The organism is Achromobacter sp. 1L-A-4-B-C2, from assembly GCF_057291955.1.
The window spans coordinates 567,169-580,571 of record NZ_JBXAWP010000001.1 but is presented as its reverse complement, the minus strand read 5'-3'; the positions used below and the strand labels follow the sequence as shown (position 1 = coordinate 580,571).

Annotated in this window: 10 protein-coding genes; 3 read left to right on the top strand and 7 right to left on the bottom strand. The window is 67.5% G+C overall.

Annotated elements, in window-relative coordinates; translation table 11 throughout:
• Positions 1-15: 15 nt before the first annotated feature.
• Complete coding sequence (locus AC0Z35_RS02715) at positions 16-1,659, bottom strand: ShlB/FhaC/HecB family hemolysin secretion/activation protein (protein WP_223264698.1); 1,644 nt, start codon at positions 1,657-1,659, stop codon at positions 16-18.
• 466 nt (positions 1,660-2,125) lie between these two features.
• Between AC0Z35_RS02715 and AC0Z35_RS02710 the strand changes: the two genes are divergently transcribed.
• Together AC0Z35_RS02710 and AC0Z35_RS02705 are read left to right on the top strand one after the other, a co-directional pair.
• The gene (locus AC0Z35_RS02710) at positions 2,126-2,965 is read left to right on the top strand and encodes a response regulator transcription factor (RefSeq protein ID WP_120156908.1); all 840 of its coding nucleotides are present in this window, start codon (positions 2,126-2,128) and stop codon (positions 2,963-2,965) included.
• Complete coding sequence (locus AC0Z35_RS02705; protein ID WP_223264699.1) at positions 2,958-5,708, top strand: hybrid sensor histidine kinase/response regulator; 2,751 nt, start codon at positions 2,958-2,960, stop codon at positions 5,706-5,708. The genes AC0Z35_RS02710 and AC0Z35_RS02705 overlap by 8 nt, the downstream gene beginning before the upstream one ends.
• Before the next feature lie 58 nt (positions 5,709-5,766).
• Here AC0Z35_RS02705 and AC0Z35_RS02700 read toward each other — a convergent pair whose 3' ends face one another.
• From AC0Z35_RS02700 to dsdA, 3 genes are read right to left on the bottom strand one after another with little or no spacing between them, the layout of a single operon-like run.
• A complete protein-coding gene (locus AC0Z35_RS02700) occupies positions 5,767-7,359 on the bottom strand; it encodes an amidase (protein ID WP_485131425.1) in 1,593 nt (530 codons plus the stop codon).
• 11 nt (positions 7,360-7,370) lie between these two features.
• Complete coding sequence (locus AC0Z35_RS02695; RefSeq protein WP_104142085.1) at positions 7,371-8,357, bottom strand: Bug family tripartite tricarboxylate transporter substrate binding protein; 987 nt, start codon at positions 8,355-8,357, stop codon at positions 7,371-7,373.
• A gap of 2 nt (positions 8,358-8,359) precedes the next feature.
• Positions 8,360-9,766, bottom strand: coding sequence for a D-serine ammonia-lyase (gene dsdA / locus AC0Z35_RS02690; RefSeq protein ID WP_485131426.1), 1,407 nt, complete (start codon positions 9,764-9,766; stop codon positions 8,360-8,362).
• 134 nt (positions 9,767-9,900) lie between these two features.
• On the opposite strand from dsdA, the gene AC0Z35_RS02685 reads away from it, so the two are divergent.
• Positions 9,901-10,824 (top strand): LysR family transcriptional regulator, encoded by a 924-nt coding sequence (locus tag AC0Z35_RS02685; RefSeq protein WP_046803840.1) that lies wholly within the window; start codon positions 9,901-9,903, stop codon positions 10,822-10,824.
• Between the two features lie 64 nt (positions 10,825-10,888).
• Here AC0Z35_RS02685 and AC0Z35_RS02680 read toward each other — a convergent pair whose 3' ends face one another.
• The 3 genes from AC0Z35_RS02680 to AC0Z35_RS02670 form a co-directional block, all read right to left on the bottom strand.
• Positions 10,889-11,635, bottom strand: a complete 747-nt coding sequence (locus tag AC0Z35_RS02680) for a hypothetical protein (RefSeq protein WP_485131427.1) — start codon at positions 11,633-11,635, stop codon at positions 10,889-10,891.
• Positions 11,636-11,769: 134 nt separating this feature from the next.
• A complete protein-coding gene (locus AC0Z35_RS02675) occupies positions 11,770-12,711 on the bottom strand; it encodes an NAD(P)-dependent oxidoreductase (RefSeq protein ID WP_485131654.1) in 942 nt (313 codons plus the stop codon).
• A 2-nt stretch (positions 12,712-12,713) separates the two neighbouring features.
• Positions 12,714-13,397 (bottom strand): RraA family protein, encoded by a 684-nt coding sequence (locus AC0Z35_RS02670; RefSeq protein WP_219991064.1) that lies wholly within the window; start codon positions 13,395-13,397, stop codon positions 12,714-12,716.
• Between the last annotated feature and the right edge of the window lie 6 nt (positions 13,398-13,403).

Below are 13,403 nucleotides of genomic sequence, written 5' to 3'. Positions count from 1 at the left end.
CTTGTCGTTCGCTGCTTAGTACTGCGCCGAGATGCTGAAAAATACGCGGGGGTTCTTGTTGCCCTGGGTCAGGACGTCGCCGCTTGTGGGCTTGGCCACTTCAAACGTTGCGTACAGGGTCTTGCTGAGGTTGGCGCGCATGCCCGCGCCAATGGACGACACGTTGGCGCGCGTCAGCGGCGCGCTTTCGCTGCGCGACCAGATGCGGCCGCCGTCAACAAACGAATAAACGTGCGCGCCGTGCGGCAGGAAGTTGTCGGTGGACACGGCGTAGCGCAGTTCCAGCGAGCCGGCCAGGCCGGAATCGGCGGACATTTCGCCATCGTCATAACCCCGGCCGAAGTTGGGGCCGCCCAGCGCGAATTCCTCGCTGGCCAGTAGCGGGCTGGCGCTGTACTGGCCGGCAAAGGTGGCCACCAGCGACAGGCGATCGGTCAGCTGTTGCAGGCGCGTCAGTTCGGCGGTGAGCTTCAGGAAGTCCGACCGGCCCTTGGCGCGCGAGGCCAGCTCGGCGCCTTCTTGCGTGGCGCCCATCGCGTCCAGGCCCTGGTGCACCGTGCCGCGAATGGCGGTGATGCCGTTCCAGCTGTCGGTGCGGTCATAGCTCAGGCCAGCGCGCAGCACGCGCAGCCGGTCGCGCGTAAAGGGCGTCTCGGTAATGTCGGTGGCCACGTTGCGCACGTCGAACATGCCGAAGGCGCGCAGGTTTTCCAGCCGCGAGCGGATCAGCGGATAGGTGACGGTGGCCGTGTAGGCCTGCACGTCGCTGGCCACGTTCAGCGGGGCCAGGTCGCGGCCCGGCTCGCTCTTGGCGTAGCTGGCGGCCAGCCCGAAGGTCATGCCGCTGTCGCTGACCAGCATGTCGTAGTTGGCGGCAACGGCCTGGCTGCGGTAGGCCGGAAAGCCCAGGCGGCCGCTCAGCGTGAACGTATCGGCGCGGGCGCCGAACGAATTCAGCGTGACCTGGCCGGTCATTTCGCTCCAGCCCAGGTAGGGCGAGCCACGGTTATCAATGCCCAGGCGCGCATCGACCGGCTTGCGTTCGCTATGCACCACCAGCACCGAGCCGCCCACTTCCTTGGGCGAGGCCTCCAGCGACGCGCGCACCACCAGGCCGTTCAAGTCATTGGCCAGCAGCAGCTGGCGTTCGACTTCGGCCACGTTGATCGGGCGCACGCCACGCAGGCGCTGCACCAGCTTTTCCACCGCCGCTTGGGCGGGGCCGATATCGCCGTCGTACTTCACGTCCGACACATAGCCTTCGACCACCACGATGCGGAACACGCCGCCGTCCACCGTCTGCGCCGGCACGATCACGCGCGTGGTCACGTAGCCGTCATTGCGGTAGAGCAGTTCGATGTCGTTGGCCACCTTGAAGGCGTCGGCCACGGTGATCGTCTTGCCGACCAGCCCCTGGTAGAACGCGCTGATGGTCTCGGGCGCGTAGTGGGTCACGCCTTCCACCCGCATGTTGGCCAGCGTGAAGCTCAGCTTGTCGGCGCCCACCGGGGCCTCGGACGCGCTGCCCTGCTGCACCGTCACTTCAGGAGCGGTCGTCATGCTTTCCGGCATGGCCGGCTGGGGTAGTGCGCGGCCGGGTTCGGCGGCGGACGGCAACTGCGGGCGCACGCTTTGCGCGGCGGCGGGGCTGGTCGCCAACGCCAGGGCCGTTAGGGCCAGGCCGACATGCAGGGAAAGGGGGGAGAGGCAGAGGACAACGGGGCGGCAAAATCGGGATAAACGGCGCATGAGTACTCGGACGGCGGCTTGTTACATTCGGATTTAATAGATGCTATTTGACATATTTGTCACGCTTGGGTACACAGAATTTTTGCAACTTCCAAGCCTTGGGATATGCCTACGCTCGTGACGCCGTCACCGGTAGAGCGGGCAAATACAGGGGAATCCCGGTGTCGTGGGTCTGTGGCGGCAACGCCACAACGACACGAAAACATCCCTTCGCCGACCAGTTTCGCGCTGTAACAAACATTATCGTAAGTACGCAAATATTCCATTACCGAGGTTTGCTGGAATGTCAGGCAGGTTTGCCGCAAGGAAAATTATTCGAGTCCAGGGCCCGGATTTGTCTCGTGTTACCAACGCTAAAGCGGGCCAGCATGAAAGAATGCGCGGCATGAACGACGCCTTCTTTTCGATGGCTCCGGGCCAGCTCGCGGGCTTACGCGTACTGGTCGTGGAGGACCGCCCCGAAGACCGCATGCTGCTGGTCGATTTCCTGACCAGCCAGGACTGCCGCGTCTATGTGGCCGAGGACGGCAATGACGGCTACCGCAAGGCGCAGCTGGTGCAGCCGGACATCATCCTGATGGACGTGACCATGCCGGTGTGCGACGGCCTGGCCGCCTGCCGCCTGCTGAAAGCCGACCAGGCCACGCGCGGCATCCCCGTCATCTTCCTGACGGCGGCAAGCCTGCCCGGCGAACGGGTGGCGGGTCTGTCGGCCGGTGCGGTGGATTACGTGGCCAAGCCCTTCGACTTCGAGGAAGTGCGCCTGCGCCTGCTGATTCATCTGCGCGTAGGGGCCACGCCCAGCGCCACGCCGACCCCTGTCCCCACCGTGGCCGAAACCCATGCGGACGATGGCACCTCGGCCGCCGCGGCCGGTGCGACGCTGGACGGCGTGCTGTTTCGCGCCGCCCGCAAGCTGCTGCGCGAACGGCTGGACCACACACCGGAATTGATGGCGCTGGCGCAGGCGCTGAACACGAACGCGCGCCGGCTGAACCAGGCGTTCCGACGCTGCGCCGGCACGACCGTGTTCGAATTCCTGCGCGAAGAGCGCATGCGCGAGGCGCGCCGCTTGCTGTGTGAAACCAGCCTGGATATCCAGGCCATTTCGCAGGCGGTGGGCTATGGCAACCGGGGTAATTTCTCTACGGCTTTTCGCGAGCGCTTCGGCATGCCCCCCACGGCCTTGCGCCAGGAGCATGATCCTTATGCATGATCGCCGCCTGGGCTTGCCGGGCAGGCTGCCGTTGAACGTAATGTTGCCGTTGATGTTGCCGTTGTTGTTGCTGTTGCTAGGGGTCCTGTCATGCGTGATGTCGCCCGTGCACGCACAGCCCATACCGCCTGCAACGCCCGTCGTCGACCTGAACGCCGTGACCGGCAAGCTGCCCCTGAACCACGAATTGCTGGGGCAGGAAGACACGACCGCGTCCAAGGACGTCGGCCAGATCCTGGACGGGCCCTGGCAGCCCGTGGCGCCTGCCTGGCTGAATCGGGGCTTTTCGAAATCGGTGTACTGGCTGAAGCTGGACGTCAGCAACCCCACGCAGGGCTTTGTTGAACGCTGGTTGTCGTTCGGCGTACCCAGGCTGGAAGACGTGCGGTTCTATCTGTATCCCGCCGGACAGCGGGAGCCTTCCCAAGTCATCCTGGCAGGCAACCGCGAGCCGCTCGCATCGCGACAAGTGCCGTCGTCGGTGTCGGTGGCCGCGCTGCTGCTCAATCCGGGTGAACGCATGACGGTGCTGGTGCGGGTGCAAAGCCGCTCGGCCATCAGCATGGAACCCACCTTGTGGACGCCGGGCGCGTTCGTGGGCGCGGCGCAGCGCGGCACGCTGGTGCTGGCGCTGCTGATCGGCGCGCTGCTGATGGTGACGATCTACACGGGGGTGCTGGGCGTGGCCCAGCGCGACCTGGTGTTCCTGCTGCTGTCCGCCGCCATCATTACCGAAATTCTCTACAGCATTTCGTACCAAGGCCTGCTGTACCGCTATGTGGTGACAGGCGGCGGCGAAGTGGTGTTGCGCGCGCCCAGTGTGCTGGGCACGCTGGCGGCCACGGTGTTCGGGTTCTCGGTCATGCTGTTCGCCGATCTGCATCGGGTGCGGTTGTGGCGCTGGGTGTACGGCGCGCTGATCGCCGTGGGCCTAGTGGGCTCGGTCTGGGCGGCGTTTGGCGAGTATCGCGCCAGCGCGCAGGCGCTGGTCGGCCTGATCTTCCTGTGGGGGCTGGTCTGGCCGGTTTCCATGGCTGATGGCTGGCGGCGCGGGCATGCCAACGCGCGCATCTTCCTGCTGTCGTTCGCGGTGTATTGCGCCTGCCTGTTCCTGCGGCTGGCATTCATCAACGGGCTGCTGCCCGGCCGGTGGGAAGGCGGGCCCGAGGTGGCGTGGGACCTGTTGTCGGTGTCGCTGATGCTGGCCGTGCTGGTACACGGACGAACGCGCCAGCATCGGCAGGAAAAGCTGGCGGTCCAAGCCGAGCTCACGCAGGCGCGTGAACGCGAGCACCAGCGCCTGGATTACGCCGTCAGGGAACGCACGCAGGCCTTGCAGGAAGCGTTGATCCAGGCCGACGAAGCGGGCCGCGTGCGCCAGGACTTCCTGGCGCGCATCAGCCATGACCTGCGCACGCCGCTGACCTCGATCATCGGTTTCGCGGATCTGATCCAGGCGGGCGGGCGTGACGATGCGCCGCGCGGCGCCATCATTCGACGCAGCGCCGATCACATGCTGGGCATGGTGAACGACCTGATCGATTACGCGGCGGGCGTCGGCGGCCAGGCGCTGCGCGTATCGCCGGAATACGTGCACGCCTTGCTGGATGCCGTGGCCAAGGAATCGGCGCCCATTGCTGCCCGTCATAACAACCAGTTTGTATTGCGCGTGTCGGACTCGGTACCCGCCGTGTTGGAAATGGACGGCAAGCGCGTGCGGCAGGTGTTGTCCAACCTGATCGACAACGCGGCCAAGTTCACCCGGGGTGGCGTGCTGACGTTGACGGCCGATTACGCGGCGTCTGCCCCTGCTGCTATCGACGCTGCGGGGCAGTTGGTGTTGTCGGTGCGCGATACGGGCTGCGGTATCGCGCCGTGCGATCGTCAGCGCATCTTCGAACCCTTTCACCGGCTCGCGGCCGCCGATAACCAGCCGGGGGTAGGGCTGGGCCTGGCCATCGTCCAGCAGTGGGTGGAGCGCATGGACGGCGATATCCGTGTGGAAAGCCACGTGGGCCTGGGCACCTTGATCAGCGTGACGTTGCCGGTCAGGAAGATGGACGAGTCCCGCATCTCGCATCACTACATCGCCGCCGCGCCGCATGTGCTGCCGACGCTGGACGGGTCGGGCAAGCATCTGTGGCTGGCCGAGGATACGCCCGAGATCCGCGAATTCCTGGTCGAGGAACTGGCCAGCATGGGCTTTCAGGTGGACAGCGAAGCCGATGGCCGGGGCATGGTGGCGCGCATCCAGGCGCAGGACGCGCGGCGCCCCGATTTGATTCTGACCGACCACCGGATGGAAGGCGTGGATGGCTCGGTGGTGCTGGCGGCGGCGCGCGCGCGCTGGCCGGACCTGCCCGTGGTGGCGGTGTCGGCCACCCCGCACGACACCCTGGCCTTGGGCGGCGCGCGCTATGACGCCAGCCTGCTCAAGCCCATCAGCCTGGTCGAGCTGCGGCATGTGTTGGGCAGGCTGTTGAACCTGACGATCAAGGCCGTCGGCGACGAGGGCGGGCCTGCGTCATTGCCCGCGCTTGCCCCGCGTTTGTCCGGCGCCGAGCTGGCGCAGGTGCAAGTGCTGCTGGATAGCGGCGCCATCTCTGACCTGATCGACTGGTCGCGCGCGTTGCAGGCGCGCGATGCGGCATTCAAGGACTTTTGCGCGGCGCTGCAACGCCTGGCTAAACAGGGCGACATCGGGGCGATTCGCAAGCTGTGCGAAACCATGCGCGCCGGCTGAACGACCGCGCCGGAAACGCAAAGGGGCCGGTTGCCCGGCCCCTGCGTGACGCGTCGGCTTATACCGCCGACACGTTGCCCGTGGATTTTCCCGCGGGTTCGCCCGCCGCGGGTTCGCCCGCCGCTGGTTCGCCAGCCGCGGGTTCGCCCGCCGTTGTGGCGGCCGCCACATCCGGGGGCACGGTCACGATCGATGTCAGCGACGGGTTGGCGGGCTTCAATGCCGCCAGGTCCGGACGCGGACGTTGCAGTTCGGCGTTGCCGGCAAAGGCCTGCTCCATGCCTTGGGCTGCCGCCAGCACCTCGCGGTCGCCGCGAAAGCGCCCGACGATCTGCATGCCAAACGGCATGCCTTGGTGGTCCAGGCCGCAAGGCAGCGTCAGGGCGGGGTGCGTGGTCAACGTCACCACATACGTCAGCGCCAGCCAGCGATAGTAGTTTTCCTGGCGGCGGCCGTTGATGGATTCAGCGTACAGCTGGGTCCACGGAAACGGCGACACCGGCGTGGTGGGCGACAGGATCAGGTCGTAGTCGTCAAAGGCACGCTGGAAGCGCTTGATCAGGCGCGTCTGTTCGGCTTGCGCCCAGGCGCAGTCCTTCAGGCTCATCGCGGCGCCCATCTCGAAGTTGGCGCGGCTGTTGGGGCCCAGGCTGTTCGGGTCTTTCTCGTAGGCGTCGCGCATGCCCGCCACGAAGGCTTCGGCGCGCAGCACGTCAAAGCAGCGATGGGCCTCGCCGAAGTCCAGCTCGATGGGGTCGCAGGCCGCGAACAGATGGCGCATGGCCGCGATCTTGGCGCGGAAGGTGGCGCGGATGCCGTCGTCCACCTCGCACTGGCCGAAGTCTTCGGTGTAGGCCACGCGCAGGCGGCCCAGGTCGGCCATGCCCGGCGTCAAGAATTGCAGCGGGTCCAGCGGATAGCTCAGCGGGTCACCGGCGTCGGGGCCGGCGCTGGCCGCCATTTGCAAGCACGCGTCCGCCACCGTGCGGCCCATCGGGCCGACGACGGAGATCGGCGTCCAGCCCAGCAGCTTGCGCACGCTGGGCACCACGCCCGGCGAAGGGCGAAAGCCCACCACGCCGCACTTGGACGCCGGAATGCGCAGCGAGCCGCCCGTGTCCGACCCCGTGCAGACCGGGAACATGTCGCTGGCCAGCGCGGCGGCCGACCCGCCCGACGATCCGCCGGCATTCAGGTTGGGGTTGAACGGGTTACCGGTTGCGCCCCACACGGTGTTGCGCGAATTGGCGCCCGCGCCCATTTCCGGCACGTTCGTCTTGGCGGTGACGATGGCGCCGGCGCGGCGCAGGCGCGCCACCAGCGTCACGTCTTCGGTGGGGATGTGGTCGCGATAAATCTGCGACCCGAAGGTGGTCAACAGGCCGGCGGTGGGCTCCAGGTCTTTCACGCCCAGCGGCAGGCCGTGCAGCAGGCCCAGCGCGTCGCCTGCCATCACCGCTTGTTCGGCGGCGCGCGCTTCCAGGCGCGCGCGTTCGAACGCGGTGGCGGTGACGGCGTTGATGTACGGGTTGACCGCCTCGATACGCGCGATGCACGCGTCCAGCAATTCCACCGGCGAGAGCTGGCGCGCGCCGATCAGGCGCCGCAGCTCCACGGCCGACAGCGAGACGAGGGAATCGTCCAGGGTCATGAAAACTTCCTTCAATCGATTTTGATATTGGCGCGCTGCGCAACGTCGCGCATCTGCGGCAGTTCCTTCTGGATCAGCGCTTCGCCTTCGGCCGCGCTGGAGAACGCGGCTTCAAAGCCCTGCGCCTCCAGGCTCTTGCGCACGTCCGGCGATGCCACCGTGGCGCGCAAGGCGGTCTCAAGCTTGGTCTTCACGTCGGCGGGCAGCCCGCGCGGCGCGGTGAACATCAACCACGTGTCCATGGCCACCGACGGATAGCCCTGTTCGGCAAAGGTCGGCACGTCGGGCAGGAAGGCCGAACGCGTGGGGGCCGACACCGCCAGCACGCGCACCTTGCCCTGCTTGCTTTGCGGCAGCGCGGCCGCCACGGTGTCGACCGAGAACGGGATCTGGCCGCCGATCAGGTCGGTCATGGCGGGGGCGCTGCCCTTGTAGGGCACGTGAATCATCTTGATGCCGGCGGCCGACAGGAAGGCTTCGCCGACAAAATGCGCGGTGGTGCCCGCACCGAACGAACCGTAGGCCGGCGGCTCCTTGTCGCGCGCCTTGGCGTAGGCCACCAGTTCCTTCAGATCCTTGACCGGCACCTGCGGGTTGGCCAGCAGCGCCAGGCCGGTGCGGCCCACGATGCCCAGCGGTTCAAAGCTCTTGACCGGATCGTACGGAAGCTTGTTCTGGATGGCCGGGTTGACCGTGAAGGTGGTGCCCGAGCTGACCAGCAGCGTGTAGCCATCGGGCGCGGCCTTGGCGACGAAGCCGGCGCCGATTGCGGTGCCCGCGCCCGCGCGGTTTTCCACCACCACGGTCTGGCCCAATTCCTGGCCCAGCTTTTGCGCGATGACGCGGCCCAGCACGTCGGTGGCGCCGCCGGGCGGAAAGGGCACCACCAGCGTGACGGGGCGCGTGGGGTAGCCGGTCTGGGCGGCGGCCGGGGCTGAGGCGGCAAGGGTGCCCGCCAGGGTGACACCAAGGGCAATCAAGGCAGTCTTCATGGTCATGCTCAACGAGAGTGGTGGAGGAAAGGCGCTTGTGTCGGCGCCTGAGGGTCGGCCGCGAGTCGTTGCCCGCGGCTCAGGAATTGCTCATATTCGTCGGCCGGCACGAACAGCCCGCCCGTGGTCCAGGCCAGATGCGTGGCACGCGGCAGGTGCGGCAGCAAGCCGCGCTGGCGCAGCCACTGTTGGCCCGCGACGCTGCCCAGCAAGTGGCGCGGGCCAGAAAAGCCCGCTGCCGCCGAGGGCTCGATGCGTAGGCCTTCGCTGTCATGCAGGCGCGCCAGGTCGCCGTAAAGCGTGTCGTCCGCCACGGTGTAGACGCCGGCCAGCAGGTCGCCCACGGCGGCATACGCCAGGTCCGACGCGCGCGGCACGGCCAGGCCGTCGGCCTCGGTCTGGTTGGTCAGGCCGATGTCGTAGACCGACGGCGGCACCGGCACGCCCGGCAGTTGGCCATTGCCGGCCATCATGCGCAGCAGAAAGCACGGCGACTGGACCGGCTCGGCAAAGAAGCAGTGCACGTGCGCGCCGAACAGCAAGGACAAGCCAAAGGCGATGCCGCCGGGCGCGCCGCCCACGCCGCAAGGCAGGTAGACAAATAGCGGATGCTCGGCGTCGACCACGATGCCGGCTTGCGCCATCTGCTCGCGCAGCGCCAGCGCGGCTGCCGCATAACCCAGGAACAGCGAGGCCGAGCGTTCGTCGTCAACGAAGTAACCCTTGGGGTCGGCCTCGACCTGGCGGCGTCCGGCTGCCACGGCTTTTTCGTAATCGCCGGGATGTTCCACCACCTCGACCCCGCGCGCGCGCAGCCGGGTTTTTTTCCATTCCTTGGCGTCCGCCGACATGTGCACGGCGGCCCGAAACCCCAGCGCCGATGCAATCACGCCGATGGACAAACCCAGGTTGCCGGTTGAGCCCACGGCTACCTGGTATTCCGCGAAACAGGCGCGGGCCTCCCGCGAGGCCAGCTTGATGAAGTTATCGCCGGGCGCGATCAGGCCGCGTTCCAGGGCCAGCTTTTCGGTGAATTCCAGCACTTCGTGGATGCCGCCGCGCGCCTTGATCGACCCCGCCACGGGCAACGCGTGATCCGCCTTGATCCACAACCGTCCCGACGCCTTGGGCAAGCCCAACGCGTCCTGCATGGCGGGGGTTTCCAGCAACGGCGATTCGATGACGCCGGCGGTGGCTTGCAGCTCTGGAAAGCGCTGCGCCAGCAACGGTGCGAAGCGCGTGAAGCGGTCCTGCGCGGCTTGCACATCGGCCAGGCTGAAGGGGGCAACGGTGGGCGCGGCGACGGGTGCGGCAACGGGGGCAACCCCCACAGCCGGACGCGTCCACAACACGGGCCGCGCCGCGCGCAACGCCTGCAAGGAAAGGGACGAAACAGAAGCGGGGGACGGGATCATGACTGCGCTTGCCTAAGGGGGGGCGTCCAGAAGACGTCATCTAACGGTCACATCCTAGGCTTGCCCTTAACGTTGCCGCAATATGAATTGATAGAATTGTCCGTTGCGTTTTGCGCAAACCAAGGGCAAACCCGATGAACCCCCAGATTCTGCAAGAAATGGCCCTGCGCTACTTCCTGGAAGTGGCGCGCTGCGGCTCCGTCAGCGTGGCGGCCGAGCGGCTGGAAGTGGCGCCGTCGGCCGTCAGCCGCCAGATCGCCCGGCTGGAACGCGAGCTGGGCACCTTGCTGTTCGAGCGCCGCTCGCGCGGCATGGCGCTGAACGCGGCCGGCGAATTGTTGGCCGCGCACGCCAAGCGCGCGCAACAGGATGTGGACCGCGTGACCGGCGAAATCATGAGCCTGCGCGGCCTGCGCCAGGGGCTGGTGCGCGTTGTGTGCACCGAGGGTTTCGTGCACGACGTGGTGCCCGCCGCCATCGCGGAATTTCGCAAGCAATATGCAGGCATTCGCTTCACCCTGGACGTGTGCTCGCAGCGTGAAGTGCCCGTCCGGGTGCGCGACGGCGCGGCCGATATCGGCATCACGCTCAGCCTGACCTCACACCGCGACGTGCGCGTGGAATTGCGCATGCCCGCGCCGGTGCGGGCGGTGGTGGCGGCGGACCATCCCTTGGCTGCGCAATCTGAAGTGTCGCTGGCGCAATTGATGGCGTATCCGCTGGCATTGCCCGACGCCGATTCCACGCTGCGGCAGTTGATCGACATCAGTTGCAGCCGCCAGCAATTGCAGTGCGAGCCCGTGTTTTCCAGCCGCAGCGTCGATGCGCTGGTGGCGTTCGCGGGGGCGGGCGGCGGCGTGGCGTTCTGCGGGGAACTGGCAATCCGTTATCGGTTGCGCGGCAAGCAGGTGGTGGCCGTGCCGCTGCGCGACCGCGAAATGAACGAACGCCACTTCGAGGTGCAGACGCTGGCCGGACGCGTGCTGCCCGAGGCCGCCAAGGCGTTCATCGCCAGCCTGCGAGCGCAGCTGGAAGCGGAGGGCGGGGTGGTGGATTGATGTGCGGTGATTGATGTGCGGTGACCGCTGCGCCGTGATCAGTGCGCCGTGATCAGTGCGCGGATCAGCGTCGCACGCCATCCCGATACGCCACCGCCACCATCGCCGCCACCACAAACGTCATCACCGCGAACAGCACGACATACCCGGCGGTCCACAACAGCCCTGCGTTCGTGGCGTAGTGTAGATATTCCGTCAGCCCGCTGTGGGCAAAGCCGCCCAGGCTGACCAGCACGGCCAGTGCCAACACCAGCGGCCAGCGCGGATAAGGCATGGCGGCGCGAATACCTTGCAAGCTCGCGTCGCCCGTGACGGCGGTGCGCGGCAGGCTCAAGGCCAACACCGCCACGCAAACCAGCACCGGCAGCCACACCACCAGCACGGCCGGCACCAGTGCCGCCAGGAACTTGTTGGTGTCCGGCCCGTTCATCAGCATGTAAAGCACATAGGGCAGGTCGCCCGTCGCGCGCGCCAGCACGGCCACGATCAGCACCAGCACGCTGAATACCATCAGGTGCCGCGCCTCGGCCGAACCGCCGCGCGCGGCATCGGGGTTGGCGCCGCTGCCCAGCACCACGACACGATGCCAGGCGAACGTCACGCGCGCGAACGCGATCAGGTTGATCAGCGCCAGCAGCATGTACAGCGCGCTACCGGTCCAGGCCAGCGTCGCGGCCAGGATGGCGAATGGCAGCGACAACAGAAATGCCGCCAGCGACCACGGCGCGGCGGCCAGCATGGCCCGGCCTTGATGGCGGATGACGCTGGCCGTGGCAAAGAAGTATCGACGTGCTCCGAATGTTTGCGACAAGGCGGCGCCTGCTTGGAAACGAAGGGGGTTCGTTTATACCGCAGCTGGGGGCGGGCGGTGCCGTGCCGTCAAGACCGCCCGGGACGAAGCGGTCCGGAGGGTCTGAAGACGCCGTCGTGGGACGGCGCCGTGGCTTAAACCGCCGCCGCGCTGCGGGCCAAACCCGCCAGCACGTTGCGCGCCGCCGCCACGCCCATGCTCACGTAGGCCGCGCGGGTCACCCCGCCGATGTGCGGGCTGAGCAGGATGCGGGGCTCCTGTTGAAACGGGTGTCCCGCCGTCATGGGTTCGACGGCGAAGCTGTCCAGGCCCGCGGCCATCACCTGGCCACTACGCACGGCGGCCAGCAGCGCCGCTTCGTCCACCAGGCCGCCCCGCGCGGTGTTCACCAGGATCACGCCCGGCCGGCACTGCGCCAGCGTGTCGGCGTTGACCAGATGATGGTTGTCGTCCGTCAGCGGGCAGTGCAACGACACGGCATCGCACTCCTGCCAGATGCGCGGCAACGCCACGCTCTGGATATAAGGCGGCAGGTCTTGCGCATAGGGATCGTGGCCAATGACACGCATGTTCATGCCGTGCGCCATCGCCGCAAAGCGCCGGCCGATGGCGCCCAGCCCAACCACGCCGACCGTCTTGCCGTCCAGCTCCACGCTTTTGTGCGTGGCCTTGTCCCAATGGCCCGCCCGCATGCGCGCATCCAGCGGCACCACCGATTTGGCGACGGCAAGCAGCAGCGCCAGCGCGTGCTCGGCCACGGCCGCCGCGTTCGCGCCCGCCGCCGCCACGACCTCGATGCCGCGTTGCGCGGCGGCAGCCTTGTCGATGGTGTCGGTGCCGCTGCCGTGCTTGGAGATCACGCGCAAGGACGGCGCGGCGTCCATCGCGGCGGCGCCCACCTTGCTGTAGCGCACGATGATGGCCACCGGATCGTGCTGGCGGCACAGCGCCACGATGTCGTCTTCCGACGGCGCCTTGCCCGCGTAGACGATGTTGAAGCCGTCCAGCAGCGCCAGGGCTTCGGTGGCCAGGTCGGCGGCGGTAACGACCAACGCCGGTTTAGGCGCAGCAGGCATGGTCACAGCGCCTCTCCTTCCTTCAGCACGCCGGCGCTGCGCAGCGCGGCCGTCAGCCAGGTGGCTGCGGTGTCGCCGGCCTGAATGGCGGCGATGCGGGCGGCTTCGTCGCGCACTTTCTTTTCCGCCGCGGGCAGCAAGCCTTCGATTTTTTCGCGCTCGACGACGACCACGCCGTCGGCATCGCCAATGATGAAGTCGCCGGGGTGGACCGTCACGCCGCCCACCGACACGGGGTGGCCGATGCGGCCGGGCACGTTCTTGGTCGGGCCGTTGGGGTTGGCGCCCGCCGCGAATACCGGGTACCCCATGTCGATGATTTCGGTGGTGTCGCGCGCCGCGCCGTCGATGACCACGCCGGCGATGCCCAGCTGGCGGCAGGCGGTCATCATGATGGTGCCCATCAGCGCGGCGCTCAGGTCGCCCTTGCCGTCGATCACCAGCACGTCGCCGGGTTTGGCCAGCGAGATGGCCGCGTGAATCATCAGGTTGTCGCCGGGCCGCACCTCAACGGTGAAGGCGGTGCCCGCCAGCTTCATGCCGGGGTCCAGCGGCCGGATGCGGCCACTGAGCGCGCCGCGCCGGCCCGCCACATCGGCCAGGATGGCCGGCTGCAACGACGCGGCGCGGCGCACGATGTCGGCCGGGACGCGGGGAAAGTCTTTGATGATGTCGGGGTTTGCCATGGAAAT